The organism is Dactylosporangium sp. CA-139114 (assembly GCF_050955725.1).
Classification (GTDB): Bacteria; Actinomycetota; Actinomycetes; order Mycobacteriales; family Micromonosporaceae; genus Dactylosporangium.
Genome location: NZ_CP192080.1, coordinates 8,429,881 through 8,441,416, shown reverse-complemented (window position 1 = coordinate 8,441,416; position 11,536 = coordinate 8,429,881). Strand labels below are relative to the sequence as shown.

The 11,536-nt window shown below is 73.9% G+C and carries 15 protein-coding genes and 1 riboswitch; of the genes, 10 read left to right on the top strand and 5 right to left on the bottom strand.

What is annotated here, in order from left to right; all coding sequences use genetic code 11:
- Window positions 1-7 precede the first annotated feature (7 nt).
- Genes ACQP2P_RS37780 through ACQP2P_RS37770 form a run of 3 tightly spaced genes read right to left on the bottom strand, consistent with a single transcriptional unit; the run spans window position 8 to window position 1,620 of the window.
- Complete coding sequence (locus tag ACQP2P_RS37780) at window positions 8-790, bottom strand: hypothetical protein (protein WP_433609249.1); 783 nt, start codon at window positions 788-790, stop codon at window positions 8-10.
- A gap of 19 nt (window positions 791-809) precedes the next feature.
- Window positions 810-1,265 carry a hypothetical protein gene (locus ACQP2P_RS37775; protein ID WP_433609247.1) on the bottom strand — a complete coding sequence of 152 codons (456 nt, stop codon included), beginning with the start codon at window positions 1,263-1,265 and terminating at the stop codon, window positions 810-812.
- Window positions 1,258-1,620: a hypothetical protein gene (locus ACQP2P_RS37770; RefSeq protein ID WP_433609245.1), complete on the bottom strand. Its 363-nt coding sequence runs from the start codon at window positions 1,618-1,620 to the stop codon at window positions 1,258-1,260. The genes ACQP2P_RS37775 and ACQP2P_RS37770 overlap by 8 nt, the downstream gene beginning before the upstream one ends.
- A gap of 189 nt (window positions 1,621-1,809) precedes the next feature.
- Here ACQP2P_RS37770 and ACQP2P_RS37765 point away from each other — a divergent pair, with 189 nt between their 5' ends.
- Window positions 1,810-2,235 (top strand): hypothetical protein, encoded by a 426-nt coding sequence (locus ACQP2P_RS37765; protein WP_433609243.1) that lies wholly within the window; start codon window positions 1,810-1,812, stop codon window positions 2,233-2,235.
- Between the two features lie 94 nt (window positions 2,236-2,329).
- Here the strand turns inward: ACQP2P_RS37765 and ACQP2P_RS37760 are convergent, their stop codons facing one another.
- A complete protein-coding gene (locus ACQP2P_RS37760) occupies window positions 2,330-3,310 on the bottom strand; it encodes an aldo/keto reductase (protein WP_433609241.1) in 981 nt (326 codons plus the stop codon).
- An 18-nt stretch (window positions 3,311-3,328) separates the two neighbouring features.
- Between ACQP2P_RS37760 and thiE the strand changes: the two genes are divergently transcribed.
- The 9 genes from thiE (at window position 3,329) to ACQP2P_RS37715 (ending at window position 10,826) form a co-directional block, all read left to right on the top strand.
- Window positions 3,329-3,937, top strand: a complete 609-nt coding sequence (gene thiE / locus ACQP2P_RS37755) for a thiamine phosphate synthase (protein WP_433609239.1) — start codon at window positions 3,329-3,331, stop codon at window positions 3,935-3,937.
- Window positions 3,934-4,977 carry a glycine oxidase ThiO gene (gene thiO / locus ACQP2P_RS37750; RefSeq protein WP_433609237.1) on the top strand — a complete coding sequence of 348 codons (1,044 nt, stop codon included), beginning with the start codon at window positions 3,934-3,936 and terminating at the stop codon, window positions 4,975-4,977. The genes thiE and thiO overlap by 4 nt, the downstream gene beginning before the upstream one ends.
- 25 nt (window positions 4,978-5,002) lie before the next feature.
- A riboswitch (TPP riboswitch) is annotated at window positions 5,003-5,113 on the top strand.
- Window positions 5,113-5,316: a sulfur carrier protein ThiS gene (gene thiS, locus ACQP2P_RS37745; protein WP_433609235.1), complete on the top strand. Its 204-nt coding sequence runs from the start codon at window positions 5,113-5,115 to the stop codon at window positions 5,314-5,316. (Overlaps the previous riboswitch by 1 nt.)
- Window positions 5,309-6,073 carry a thiazole synthase gene (locus ACQP2P_RS37740; protein ID WP_433609233.1) on the top strand — a complete coding sequence of 255 codons (765 nt, stop codon included), beginning with the start codon at window positions 5,309-5,311 and terminating at the stop codon, window positions 6,071-6,073. The genes thiS and ACQP2P_RS37740 overlap by 8 nt, the downstream gene beginning before the upstream one ends.
- Window positions 6,067-6,582 (top strand): thiamine phosphate synthase, encoded by a 516-nt coding sequence (locus ACQP2P_RS37735; RefSeq protein ID WP_433609231.1) that lies wholly within the window; start codon window positions 6,067-6,069, stop codon window positions 6,580-6,582. The genes ACQP2P_RS37740 and ACQP2P_RS37735 overlap by 7 nt, the downstream gene beginning before the upstream one ends.
- Window positions 6,579-7,367, top strand: a complete 789-nt coding sequence (gene thiD / locus ACQP2P_RS37730; protein ID WP_433609229.1) for a bifunctional hydroxymethylpyrimidine kinase/phosphomethylpyrimidine kinase — start codon at window positions 6,579-6,581, stop codon at window positions 7,365-7,367. Before ACQP2P_RS37735 ends, thiD begins: the two co-directional genes overlap by 4 nt.
- 72 nt (window positions 7,368-7,439) lie before the next feature.
- Complete coding sequence (gene thiC, locus ACQP2P_RS37725) at window positions 7,440-8,948, top strand: phosphomethylpyrimidine synthase ThiC (protein WP_433609227.1); 1,509 nt, start codon at window positions 7,440-7,442, stop codon at window positions 8,946-8,948.
- Window positions 8,949-8,958: 10 nt separating this feature from the next.
- Window positions 8,959-9,675, top strand: coding sequence for a class I SAM-dependent methyltransferase (locus ACQP2P_RS37720; RefSeq protein ID WP_433079075.1), 717 nt, complete (start codon window positions 8,959-8,961; stop codon window positions 9,673-9,675).
- A complete protein-coding gene (locus ACQP2P_RS37715) occupies window positions 9,672-10,826 on the top strand; it encodes an alkaline phosphatase family protein (protein ID WP_433609224.1) in 1,155 nt (384 codons plus the stop codon). Before ACQP2P_RS37720 ends, ACQP2P_RS37715 begins: the two co-directional genes overlap by 4 nt.
- A gap of 222 nt (window positions 10,827-11,048) precedes the next feature.
- On the opposite strand, the gene ACQP2P_RS37710 is transcribed toward ACQP2P_RS37715, so the two are convergent.
- Window positions 11,049-11,507, bottom strand: coding sequence for a hypothetical protein (locus tag ACQP2P_RS37710; RefSeq protein ID WP_433609222.1), 459 nt, complete (start codon window positions 11,505-11,507; stop codon window positions 11,049-11,051).
- Between the last annotated feature and the right edge of the window lie 29 nt (window positions 11,508-11,536).

Sequence of the window (11,536 nt, the reverse complement as noted above, 5' to 3'; positions counted from 1 at the left end):
GGGCCGCTCACCCGGTCGCGAGCCGGTCCCAGTCGGCCGCGAACCGCATCGGGTCGGACGGGTCCGCCTTGATCGGGATCACGCCGCCGGGCTGCATCACCGAGACGCGATCGAGCGGCACCGCGAACACGGCCGGCCCGGCGACCGGGGCCCGGCCCTCGACGGTGATGTGCAGCTGGGTGGAGTACACCGGCCGCCCCTGCTCGTCCAGGCTGCCCGCGAACTCGGCGGCGAGCACCCGGATGGTGCCGGGCAGCCCCGTGGCGAGGATCTTCTCCTTCGCGAACGCGGACGCGGCCGGGGGCGCCGCGGGCGGGGCGGCGGCCTGGGCGGGGGCGAAGGACCACTCGATCACGACCCGGGCCGGGTCCAGCGGGTCGACGAGGACCGTGAGCGGGCGGCCGGTGCCGAGCATGCCGGTCGCGACGAGCGGCACGTACTCCTTGACCGTCGTGTCGTAGGTCCCGTGCCCGGGCGCGGTGATGCGCAGCTGGAGGGCGACCTGCGGCTGCTCGTTCAGGTAGACCCCGGTCTGGCGGGCGCCGAGCACCTGCGCGGTGCCGCGCACCCCGCGCTCGCGCACCTCCTGGGCCTCCCGGAACCGCCGGTGCAAACGCGTGCCGACCAGGATCAGGATCACGGCGGTGCCCGCGAGCCCGCCGCCGACCAGCATGAAGGTGGTCCGCACCTCGGGCACGAAGTTCCCGACCGAGAAGAAGACGGCGCCGAGCACGAACTCGAACGCCCCCACCAGGTACATGATGATGGCCGGCCCGCGGGAAGTGGTCATGCCGCGAATCGTGGGGCAGTCAGCCCTTCGCCGCTGTCGTCTCCGCGACGGGTTCGTGTCGCTTCGTGCGCCACAGCCAGAAGAGTCCGATGAACGGCAGGACCAGGGGGACGTACCCGTACCCCTGCCCGTAGTCCGACCAGACCGTCGCGTCCGGGAACGCCTTGCCGTCCACGAGGCTCGCGGTGCCCACGGCGAGCACCCCGAGCAGCTCGAACCCGACCGCGAACCAGGCGACCCGGCGCGAGGTGGCGCTGGAGCGGGCCAGGGCGACGGTGGCCACGATGTAGACGAGCGCGGCGAGCGCGGACAGCGAGTAGGCCAGCGGGGCCTCGGAGAACTTGGTGCCGATCTGCACGCCGGCCCGGGCGCTCGCCGACAGCGCGAAGACGCCGTAGACGAACACGAGCACGCGCCCGAAGCCGCGGTTCAGGGGCTTGCCGGCCGGACCGGTGGAGGTGGGTGTGTCAGCCATTCCAGATCTGTCCGAGTCGCAGGATGAGCACGGGCACGATGACCGCCGCCGCGCCGATGAGCAGGGATCCCCAGCGGGTCGGCTCCATGCGGGCCAGCACGATGCCGGCCGGGGGGAGCAGAACCGCGGTGAGCAGGTATCCGATGAGCGTGACCAGGTCCCCGCCGCGCGGCTCGCCGCCGCCCGCCAGCCGCACCACGAGCACCACGACCTGCACGAGCACCAGCGCCTCGACCAGCCAGAGGCCCGCGAACAGCGGCCGGGAGGGCTCGCGCTGCCGGAAGAACTCCACGAACGCCCAGACGGCGAGCGCGAGCGACAGCACGTGGGTGGCGACTGCCAGCGGCCCGATCACGGCCGAAGCGTATCCGGCCGCGCCGGATGTCCGGGCCGGAGGTCTCGGCCGGAGGAAGGACAGGCCCGGCTCCGCGAGCGTGGTTCACTTCTGTCGGCTACCCGCCACTGGCACATTTCCGGGATTGTTCCGCGCCACCGTGGCCGTACCGTTCATCGCAGCGAAACACGACGACCAAGGGGAACGACAATGAGCGACTTCGACGCCGGCGACACCGGGCACGACGTGGACTTCGGCCACTACGAGGCCGGTCAGGAGCAGGGCTCGCTGGACCAGATGCACCACGCCGCGGGCTCGGAGGCCGACGCCAGCAGCCAGTTCGGCGTGTACGAGGAGGGCCACCACGACACGGACTCGACGGACTTCTCGCAGGGTCACCACGTCGAGTACGACGCGCCGGCGGCCGTGCACTACGAGTCGGACGACTACACGAACTACTCGCACGACGCGACCTCCGACGACCACGTCTTCGCGGCCGAGAGCAGCGAGAACGCCCACCAGGCCAACTTCAGCGAGCTCGACCAGCTCGAGAACAGCTTCGGCAAGTCGTTCGTCGACGGCACCGAGTTCCACTCGGCGGGTGGCGAGGCCCAGTTCGGCGTCGCGGGCAACTAGTCCCACCCCGCATCACACCCCAGCATCAAGCACCGAGCACAGCGAGTGCCCGGCCGGCTCGCCCCGGCCGGGCACTCGTGCGTCCGGCGGGTCCTCAGGCGTGGCCGAGGACGGGGTGGGGGACGTACGGGGACTCGAGGCGTTCGACCTCCCGCTCGTCCAGCGACAGCTCCGTCGCCGCGATGGCGTCCTCCAGGTGGTGCAGCTTCGTCGCGCCGACGATCGGGGCCGTCACCGCGGGCTTCGACAGCAGCCAGGCCAGGGCCGTCTGGGCCGGGGAGACGCCGCGCTCGGCGGCCAGGGCGGCGTTGGCGTCCACGACGTTGAAGTCGGCCTCGGTGTACAGCTGGTCGCCGTACGGGTCGTTGTTCGCCCGGGTCGTGCGCCGCTCGCCGCCGCGGCCCCGGTTGCCGGCCAGCAGACCGCGGGCCAGGGGGCTCCAGGGGATCACCCCGACGCCCTGGTCCGCGCAGAGCGGGATCATCTCGCGCTCCTCCTCGCGGTACACCAGGTTGCAGTGGTTCTGCATCGACACGAACGGGGTCCAGCCGTGCTCGCGGGCGAGGTACTGGGCCTTGGAGAACTGCCAGGCGTACATGCTGGACGCCCCGATGTAGCGGGCCTTGCCGGCGCGGACGACGTCGTGCAGGGCCTGCATCGTCTCCTCGATCGGGGTGGCCGGGTCCCAGCGGTGGATCTGGTAGAGGTCGACGTAGTCGGTGCCGAGCCGGCGCAGCGAGTCGTCGATGCCCGCCAGGATGTGCTTGCGGGACAGGCCGCCGTCGTTGGGGGCGTCGCTCATCCGGCCATGGACCTTCGTGGCCAGGACGTAGTCGTCGCGGCGCTGGAAGTACTTCGCCAGCAGCCGGCCCGTGATCACCTCGCTGGCGCCGAGGGAGTAGACGTCGGCGGTGTCGAAGAACGTGATCCCGGCCTCGGCGGCGCGGCGCACGAACGGGTCGGCGCCCTCCTCGTCCAGCGCCCACGGGCGCTGGGCCGGGTCGCCGTAGCTCATCATGCCGAGACAGATTTCAGAGACCTGCAGGCCGGTCCGGCCGAGTCGCACTTGCTGCATGTCTGAAAAACTATCGCGGTGCCCACCCTCGGACGACTGCATCTCGTGACCGACACCCGGCCCGGCCGCAACCCGCTCGAGGTCGTCGCCGCGGCCCTGCGCGCGGGCTTCGACACGGTGCAGGTGCGCCCCGAGGACGCCCTGACCGATCGGGAGGCCTTCGAGCTGACCGTGCGCGTGCTGGCCATGTGCCGCGAGCTGGGCCGCACGTGCCTGGTCAACGACCGGCTGCACCTCGCGCTCGCGGCCGGGGCCGACGGCGGGCACGTCGGCGCCGACGACCTGCCGGTGGCCGCCGCCCGGCGCATCCTCGGCCCGCACGCGATCCTCGGCGCGACCGCCCGCGATCCGCACACGGCGCGCCGGGCGGTCGCCGACGGGGCCTCGTACCTCGGCGTCGGGCCCGCGTTCGCGACCACCACGAAGAGCGGCCTGCCCGACGCGATCGGCCCGGCCGGGGTGCGCGCGGTGGCCGAGGCGGTGCCCGTGCCGGTGGTGGCGATCGGCGGGGTGACCGCGGCCCGGGCCGGCGAGCTGTTCGCGGCCGGGGCGCACGCCGTCGCCGTGGTGGGCGCGATCAGCGGCGCGGCGGACCCGTACGCGGCGGCCTTGGAGTTCTCGGCATGAGCATGAGCATCGGCATCGTGGGCGGCGGGATCATCGGGCTCAGCGTCGCCTTCGAGCTCGTCGAGCGGGGGGCCGGCGACATCACGGTGTACGACGCCGACCCGGGGCGGGGCGCCGGGCTGGTCGCGGCCGGGATGCTCGCGCCCACGGCCGAGGCCGTCTTCGGCGAGGAGGATCTGCAGGCGCTGATGCTCGAGTCGATGCGCCGCTGGCCCTCGTTCGCCGCGCGGGTCGAGGCCCGGACCGCACTGCCGATCTCGTACCGCACCGACGGCACCCTCCTCGTCGCGCTCACCGCCGACGACCAGGCCGAGATCGACCGCCTCATCGGCTTCTACCGCCGCGCCGGCACCGCGATCGAGCCGCTCACCGGCCGCGAGCTGCGCGAGCGCGAGCCGCTGCTCGCCCCGCGGGTCCGCGGCGGTGCCCTCGCCCCCGGCGATCACCAGGTCGATCCCCGGCTCCTGCTGCGGGCCCTGCGCACCCTGCCGGTGCGGTTCGAGGCGCGGGACGTCGCCGACCCGTCCACGCTGCGGGACGATGTGATCATCGTCGCGGCCGGTGCCGCCTCGGCCGCGCTGACCGGGCTGCCGGTGCGCCCGGTGAAGGGCCAGCTGCTGCGGCTGCGGGGCGCCGAGCCGCTGCTGCGCCACGTCGTGCGGGGCGTGGCCCGGGGCCGGGACGTGTACCTCGTGCCGCGCCGCGACGGCGAGCTGGTCGTCGGCGCCACCGAGGAGGAGCGCGGGCCCGACACCACGGTCACCGCCGGCGGCGTGCTGGACCTGCTCCAGCCGGCCGCCGACCTCCTGCCCGGGGTCGCCGAGCTCGTCCTGGCCGAGACCCTCGCCGGCCTGCGCCCGGGCACGCCCGACAACGCCCCGGTCATCGACCGGCTCGAATCCGGGGTGATCGTCGCCACCGGCCACCACCGCAACGGGGTGCTGCTGGCCCCGGCGACCGCCGCGGCCGTTGCCGAGCTGGCGCTGCTCGGCGCGACCGGGGTGGACGTGCGGGCCTTCGGGGCCGGGCGCTTTACCTGACGGCTCCGGCGGCGTTATCGTCGGACGCGTACCCCACGGGAGTCCGGTGCGACCGGGCTGAGAGGGGGGCTGTGAGCCCCCGACCGTAGAACCTGATCCGGATCATGCCGGCGCAGGGAGGCAGGAGTGAGTTCCATGCAGCTTGTGGTCAACGCCGTCGCATCGACCGTCGACGAGGGCATCACCGTCGCCGACGTGGTGAAGGCGCTCGCCGGAGAGGACCCGCGCGGGATCGCCGTCGCCCTCAACGGTGACGTGGTGCCCCGGTCGCGCTGGGAGCAGACCCGCCCGGCCGAGGGCGACCAGGTCGAGGTGCTGACGGCGGTGCAGGGTGGCTGACGCCCTCGTGCTGGACGGCGTGGAGCTGCCGTCCCGGCTCATCCTGGGCACCGGCGGGGCGACCAGCCACGCGGCCCTCGAGGCGGCCATCCGGGCCAGCGAGACCGCGCTCGTCACCGTCGCCCTGCGCCGGCTCGACCCGGCCGCGCCCTCGCTGCTCGACGTCGTCGAGCGCTGCGGGGTGCGCGTGCTGCCCAACACGGCCGGCTGCTACACGGCGACCGAGGCGGTCAAGCTCGCCCACCTCGCCCGCGAGGCCTTCGGCACCGCCTGGGTGAAACTCGAGATGATCGGCGACGAGGAGACCCTGCTGCCCGACGGGGTCGAGCTGCTCGACGCGGCCGCGCGGCTCGTCGGGGACGGGTTCACCGTCCTGCCGTACACCAGCGACGACCCCGTCCTCGCCCAGCGCCTCGCCGACGTGGGCTGCGCGGCCGTCATGCCGCTCGGCGCCCCCATCGGCTCCGGCCTGGGCATCCGCAACCCGCACAACATCGCGCTCATCCGGCGGCTCGTCACCGTCCCGGTCATCCTCGACGCCGGGATCGGCACCGCCTCCGACGCGGCCCTCGCGATGGAGCTGGGCTGCGACGGCGTGCTGCTCGCCTCCGCCGTCACCCGGGCCGAGCACCCGGCGCGCATGGCCGAGGCGATGCGCCTCGCGGTGCGGGCCGGGCGGCTGGCCCACCTGGCCGGGCGCATCCCCCGGCGCCTGCACGCGACCGCATCCAGCCCGACCGGAGGTATGCCGTGGTAGAGCCCGGCCTCATCGTCTTCACCGACCGCCGGCAGACCGGGCGCCCGCTCGACGAGGTGATCGCGGGCGCCGTCGACGGCGGGGCCCGGGTGGTGGTCCTGCGCGAGCACGACCTCCCGCCGCGGCGCCGGCTCAAGCTCGCGGCCACCCTGCGCAGCCTCCTCGACCAGGTCGGCGGCCGGCTGCTGCTGGAGGAGGACGGGGCGCTGCGCAAGTGCCACGGGCTCGAGGAGCTGGTCGCGGCCGGGGACGACCCCGTCGACTACGTGACCCTCTCGCCGATCTTCGCCACGCGCAGCAAGCCCGGCTACGGCCCGCCGCTGGGCCTGGCCGCGCTGGGCCGCATGGCGATGGCCGCGCCCGTGCCGGTCTTCGCGCTCGGCGGCGTCGACACCCCCGGCCGCGTCCGCGACTGCCTCGACGAGGGCGCCGCCGGGGTGGCCGTGATGGGTGCCGTCATGCGCGCCGAGGACCCGGCCCGCCTGGTCAAGGAGCTGCTGGCCGCATGAACCCGCCCGTGGCGCTCACCATCGCCGGCTCCGACTCCGGGGGCGGCGCCGGAATCCAGGCCGACCTCAAGACCTTCGCCGCGCACGACGTCTTCGGCACCAGCGTCATCACCGCGCTCACCGCGCAGAACACGGCGGGCGTGCGGGCCATCTCCGCCGTCGACCCGGGGTTCGTCGAGGCCCAGCTCGAGGCCGTCCTCGACGACCTGCCCGTCGCCGGGGTGAAGACCGGCATGCTGGCCTCCCCGGACACCGTCGCGCTCGTGGCCCGGCTCGCCCCGCGGCTGCCGAACCTGGTGGTCGACCCGGTGCTCGTGGCCTCCTCCGGCGACCGGCTCTTCACCGCCGACGCCGAGCGCGCGTACCTCGACCTGCTCTTCCCGCACGCCGCCGTGGTCACGCCGAACCTGCGCGAGGCCTCCGTGCTGCTCGGCCGCGAGGTGCTCGACGCCGACGACGCCGCGAAGGCCGCCGGGGACCTGGCCGCCTTCGGGCCCCGGTGCGTCGTGGTCAAGGGCGGCCACCTGCGGGGGAGTGCCGAGGCCGTCGACGCGGTCTGGTACGACGGCCAGACCTCGCTGCTGAGCGCCCCCTGGATCGACACGACCAACAACCACGGCACCGGCTGCACCTTCGCCGCCGCGACCGCCGCCCGGCTCGCGGCCGGCGACGAGCTGCCGGTCGCCCTCGCGCGCGCCAAGTCCTACGTCCACTCGGCCCTCACCCGCTCGGCGTCCTGGACCCTGGGCGCCGGCCACGGCCCGCTGGCCTGGGGCCCCTTCTAGGCACCACCGCTCTGCAGGCGTCGACGTCGCCGCTTCCTCAGGTCATCCATGCCCTTTTATGGGAGGTTTGTCATGAAACGTAAGGTTTTCGTCGAGGGAGTGCCCTTCGCCGAGGTGCAGCTCTCCGGCGACAACCCGCCCGTCCGGCTGTACGACACGTCCGGACCGGTCAGCGACCCGCCGCTGCGCGCCGCGTGGATCGCCGAGCGCGGCCCGGTCGAGCGCACGCAGCTGCACTACGCGCGCCAGGGCGTGATCACCCGCGAGATGCGGTTCGCGGCGATCCGGGAGGGCGTCGAGCCGGAGCTGGTGCGCTCCGAGATCGCCGCCGGCCGGGCCATCCTGCCCAACAACGTCAACCACCCCGAGAGCGAGCCGATGGTCATCGGCTCCCGGTTCCTCGTGAAGGTCAACGCCAACATCGGCACCAGCGCCGTCTCCTCCGGCGTCGAGGAGGAGGTCGCCAAGCTGGCCTGGGCCACCCGCTGGGGCGCGGACACCGTCATGGACCTGTCCACGGGCCGGCACATCCACGCCACCCGCGAGGCGATCGTGCGCAACTCCCCGGTGCCCATCGGTACCGTGCCCATCTACCAGGCCCTCGAGAAGGTCGGCGGCGATCCCACCCGGCTGACCTGGGAGGCGTACCGCGACACCGTCATCGAGCAGGCCGAGCAGGGCGTCGACTACATGACCGTGCACGCCGGGGTGCTGCTGCGCTACGTGCCCATGACCGTCCGGCGGGTCACCGGCATCGTGTCCCGCGGCGGCTCGATCATGGCCGCCTGGTGCCTGGCCCATCACGAGGAGAACTTCCTCTACACGCACTTCGCGGAGCTGTGCGAGATCCTGGCGCGGTACGACGTCGCGTTCTCCCTCGGCGACGGCCTGCGCCCCGGCTCGATCGCCGACGCCAACGACGAGGCCCAGCTCGCCGAGCTCAAGACCCTGGGCGAGCTGACGAAGATCGCGTGGGCGCACGACGTGCAGGTCATGATCGAGGGCCCCGGCCACGTGCCCATGCACAAGATCAAGGAGAACGTGGACCTGCAGATGGAGTGGTGCCACGAGGCGCCCTTCTACACGCTCGGCCCGCTGACGACCGACATCGCGCCCGCCTACGACCACATCACCTCGGCCATCGGCGCGGCGATGATCGCGATGTACGGCACCGCCATGCTCTGCTACGTCACCCCCAAGGAGCACCTGGGCCTGCCCGACCGCGACGACGTCAAGGCCGGGGTCATCGCCTACAAGATCGCCGCGCACGCCGCCGACCTCGCCAAGGGCCACCCGGGCGCCCAGGCGTGGGACGACGCGCTGTCCAAGGCCCGCTTCGAGTTCCGCTGGGAGGACCAGTTCAACCTGGCGCTGGACCCGGACACGGCCCGCGCGTACCACGACGAGACCCTCCCGGCCGAGCCCGCCAAGACCGCGCACTTCTGCTCCATGTGCGGGCCCAAGTTCTGCTCCATGAAGATCAGCCAGGATCTGCGCGAGTACGCCGAGCTGGGCATGCGGCAGAAGTCCGACGAGTTCGCCGAGGCGGGCGGTCAGGTGTACCTGCCGCTGCTCCACTAAGGTCGTCTGGGTGGAGTCTTCTGCGCCCCGCACCGCCGTGGTCTGGCGCGTGCTGCGTGACGAGCTGGCCCGGGCCGCCCGGCCGCTGAACGCCCTCGACGTCGGCGGCGGCACCGGTGGCTTCGCCGTCCCGCTCGCGCAGGCCGGTCACACCGTCACCGTCGTCGACGCCAGCCCCGACGCGCTCGCCGCGCTCACCCGGCGCGCGGCCGAGGCCGGGGTGGGGGAGCGGGTCACCGCCGTGCAGGGCGACGGCGACGGCCTGGCCGACCTGGTCCGGCCGCAGAGCGTGGACCTGGTGCTCTGCCACAGCCTGCTCGAGGTCGTGGACGACCCGCACAAGGTCGTCGCCGCGCTCGCCGGGACCCTGCGCCCCGGCGGCGCGGCCAGCGTCGTGGTCGCCAACCGGGCCGCCGCGGTGCTGGCCCGCGCGATCGGCGGCCACCTCGCCGCTGCCTCGCTGCTCGTGGCCAGCCCCGACGGCCGGGGCGACGCCCGCGACCGGCTCCGCCGCCGCTACGACGCCCAGAGCGCCACCGCGCTGCTGGACGAGTGCGGCCTGGCCGTCGAGCAGGTGCACGGGGTGCGCGTCGTCGCCGACCTGGTGCCCGGCACCGTCGCGGAGAGCGAGCCCGAGGCGCTCGCCGCGTTCGAGCTGGCGCTGGCCGGGACGCCGCCGTACCGCGACATCGCGACCCAGCTCCACCTGCTCGCCCGCCGCACATGACCCCGGGCCCGCTCGACCCCATCGAGCCGCGCTACGGCCACGACAGCCTGGCCGACGTCATGCCAACGGCCCTGCACGCGCTCGGCGTCCCGGGGGAGCCGGACGCGCTGGGCCTCGCCGGGGCGCTGGACGGGGTGCGGCGGATCGCGGTCGTCCTCCTCGACGGCCTGGGCTGGCACCAGCTGCCCCTGGCCGCGCCCGACGCGCCGACGATGACCGACATCGCCGCGGGCCGCCTCGGCCTCGGCCGCCCCATCACGTCCGGCTTCCCGTCGACGACCCCGGTCAGCCTGGTCACCCTCGGCACCGGCACCGCACCCGGCCGCCACGGCATCGTCGGGTTCAACCTGCACCGCCCCGGCACCGACCAGGTCGTCAACCATCTGCACTGGACGGACGAGCCCGACCCGGCCACCTGGCAGCCGGTGCCGACCGCGTTCACCCGGGCGAGCGAGGCCGGCCTGGCCCCGACCGTCGTGACCGACCCGAGGTTCGAGGGCACCGGCTTGTCCCTGTCGGCGTACCGCGGCGCGCGCCTCGGCCCCGGCGTGCGCCCGGACGCGATCGCCGACGAGATGCTGTCCGCGCTGGCCGGCTCCAGGCTCGTGTACGGCTACCTCAACGACGTCGACAAGGCCGGCCACGACTCGGGCATCGCCTCGCCCGACTGGCACCGCGCGGCCGCCGACGCCGACCGCCTCGTCACCCGCCTGGTGGACGGCATGCCCCCGGACACGGCCCTGATCGTGACCGCCGACCACGGCCAGCTCGACATCCCGGCCGACCGCCGCATCGACCTCGACCGCGACGAGCGCCTGAGCGCGGGCCTGGCCCACGTGGCCGGCGAGGCGCGGGTACGGTACCTGCACACGCTGCCGGGCGCCCGGGCGGACGTCCTGAGCGCGTGGCGCGAGGTGCTGGGCGACCGCGCGTGGGTGGCCGAGCGCGACGAGGCGGTGGCGTCGGGCTGGTTCGGCCCCGTGCCCGAGTCCCACCTGCAGCGCATCGGCGACGTGGTGGTGGTATGCCGCGAGCGCTGGGTCGTGATGGCCAGCGCCCACGAGCCGGCCCGGCTGGCGGAGATGGTGGCCTTCCACGGCGCGAACACGACCGCGGAGATGGAGATCCCGTTGCTGGTCGTCCGCCGCTGAGCGAGGCTTCGCCCGGCTGGTCTTGCGGTTCGAGCGCTGGTCGTCCCCGGCGGGGCGCGGACTCGCGGCGGGTTGCCTTGCTGGCTGTGCGTCCGGTCAGCGCGGCTTCGCGTCGCTGGTCGGGCGCGGCCGAGCATGGCGATTGCGCTTGTGGACCTGTGCCGGCGAGCTGGCTTCCGAGCCGAAATGTCGGGCTTCGTCCCTCAGCCCGACATTTCGGATTTATACCCCGACAGGGTTTTTGGCCGGCGATTGTGCCGCTGTGGCCAGCAGGGCGGTCAGGTGGCGTACGTGCCGCGCGAGCCGCGCGCCCGGCGCCTCCGTGTGTCGCGCGACCAGGGCCAGGAGCTCGTCCCGGTCCGCGGCGACGATCACGCCCGGTGCGCCGGCCGCGGGATCGCCGGCCAGCACGGCGACGTCGGCTCGGCGTACGCCCAGCTGCCCCGCGCGGTTGACGAACGTCTCGCCCGGGATGAGCAGCGGCACGCGGCGGGCTCGGGTCCAGCCGGCGACGACCAGTACGGCTGCGGCTTGTTGGTTCATGGCTCTTGTCCAGTCGGCCGTCGGGGTGATCACCAGACCGGGGAAGACGCTGCCGGTCAGTGCCGGATGCCGGCGGCGCAGCCCCTCGACGGCCGCGACGACCGGCGCCAGGGGCGAGGTCATCGCGACGTGAGCCATACCCGGAAGGTAAGGCAATCCTAAGTTCT

Coding starts and splice junctions, on each gene's coding strand:
- ACQP2P_RS37780 (WP_433609249.1), bottom strand. CDS start 790: ATGACCACTTCCCGCGGGCCGGCCATCATCATGTACCTGGTGGGGGCG.
- ACQP2P_RS37775 (WP_433609247.1), bottom strand. CDS start 1,265: ATGGCTGACACACCCACCTCCACCGGTCCGGCCGGCAAGCCCCTGAAC.
- ACQP2P_RS37765 (WP_433609243.1), top strand. CDS start 1,810: ATGAGCGACTTCGACGCCGGCGACACCGGGCACGACGTGGACTTCGGC.
- ACQP2P_RS37760 (WP_433609241.1), bottom strand. CDS start 3,310: ATGCAGCAAGTGCGACTCGGCCGGACCGGCCTGCAGGTCTCTGAAATC.
- thiO (WP_433609237.1), top strand. CDS start 3,934: ATGAGCATGAGCATCGGCATCGTGGGCGGCGGGATCATCGGGCTCAGC.
- thiS (WP_433609235.1), top strand. CDS start 5,113: ATGCAGCTTGTGGTCAACGCCGTCGCATCGACCGTCGACGAGGGCATC.
- thiD (WP_433609229.1), top strand. CDS start 6,579: ATGAACCCGCCCGTGGCGCTCACCATCGCCGGCTCCGACTCCGGGGGC.
- thiC (WP_433609227.1), top strand. CDS start 7,440: ATGAAACGTAAGGTTTTCGTCGAGGGAGTGCCCTTCGCCGAGGTGCAG.
- ACQP2P_RS37715 (WP_433609224.1), top strand. CDS start 9,672: ATGACCCCGGGCCCGCTCGACCCCATCGAGCCGCGCTACGGCCACGAC.
- ACQP2P_RS37710 (WP_433609222.1), bottom strand. CDS start 11,507: ATGGCTCACGTCGCGATGACCTCGCCCCTGGCGCCGGTCGTCGCGGCC.